Here is a 1,438-nt window from a genome sequence, read left to right on the forward strand (position 1 = left end):
GAACCGTATCCATCTTTTCCTGTGGTTACAAATGAATATGTTATAACATCATATTTCCCAGTTTTAGGATCTCTTTGGAAAATTGCTTCAGTCTGGCTACTTGGGTCAATTGCTATAAATTTATTTACTTCACCTTTTATATTTTCTGCTTTTTGATAAGTTCCTTCAACTTTTTCAATATAATAAGGTCCTCCATAAAATGGTGTTTCAATTTTTAGCATATTATTTTCTTCACCGATTATTTTAAAGATTGTCTGATCGGGAATATTTATTATTTCGCCTTCCTTGTTTGCCTTTGTGTATCCTATGATGCTCTGATTGTTCTTGTTGCCAAATCTATCCTTTTTGCTAGGTTTATCACGTGACAGAGGCTTATATTCTGTAATAATATATAAATCTTCTTTTGCCTTTAGCGCAGTGTCGATAAAATTGTTTACAACTTCAATTCTATTAATCATTTTATCCCAGTAAAACCCTCTTTCAGAGACATTGTCTTCGTTACCTGCGATAAATCCTTTGATAGTTGTTGGATTTTCTGCTATTACTTTACCATTTTTATCTTTTTTTTCTTTTCTAGTTACATTAGTATCGCCTTTTTTTGTAAATTCTGTGAAATACCATTTTGCATTTGAATTTGCCGAGTCTGATACCATATCAAACAATATTTCAGGTTTTTCACTGAATCCTAGATGTGCCACGGCATTTCCGTATGGAGCTTCCAGTAAGCTTGCCGAATTTTTTATAAATAAAAAGTTATTTGTATTTTCTGGAGCATGATTATTAAATTTTACTTTATCAAAAATTATGTCATTATTTCTGTTATCCCCATAAATTGTAATATATCTAGTTTCGTTAGGTTGAATATTTTTAGAATATTCAGGATAATATTCTTTGACTTTGTCAAACATTTTTTGCATTGCCTGAAGCTCCATAATACTAAACTTTTTATCAAAAGTTACCTGATATGTCAGCATATCCTTTCCACCTTGATTTGTGTATATTGAAATTACAGCTCCTATTACATTGTTCACTGAATTATATGTTACAACAACTTTTTCATTTATTCCGTCATTGTTAAAGTCGTAATCAAATACTTCATTTTCATGCCCTTCAACAGAAATGTTTTCGGAATACTCCTTGGGCAGGTTCAATGGTTTGGCGTTTATGTTAAGTCCTACAACGGTATTAAATAATGCAACTATTCCAATTTTTCGCCATTTTTTTGCTTTCAGTTTTTCCTTTCCAGCTTCAATAAGATTATCTAGCTTTTTTGTCACAATTTCCCCTCCTGTTCATCGTTCTCTTTTTATAATGTTTCAATTTACAAGCCAATAAGTTACTTGCCTTTCTCATCTTTATTTCGCCATCCTTTTTATTGTTATTCTAAGTAGAAAAAATCATCTTAAAAATTTGAAATTCTTTGACATATTATACCACA

1 protein-coding gene is annotated in these 1,438 nt (G+C 30.7%); it reads right to left on the bottom strand.

The genetic code is table 11. From position 1 onward, the window contains the following. Positions 1–1,277: L,D-transpeptidase (locus tag Q0370_RS11520; RefSeq protein WP_299575867.1), on the bottom strand; the 1,277-nt coding region annotated here is incomplete at its 3' end. Between the last annotated feature and the right edge of the window lie 161 nt (positions 1,278–1,438).

This window comes from uncultured Leptotrichia sp. (genome assembly GCF_938036635.1).
GTDB classification, from domain to species: Bacteria; Fusobacteriota; Fusobacteriia; order Fusobacteriales; family Leptotrichiaceae; genus Leptotrichia; species Leptotrichia hongkongensis.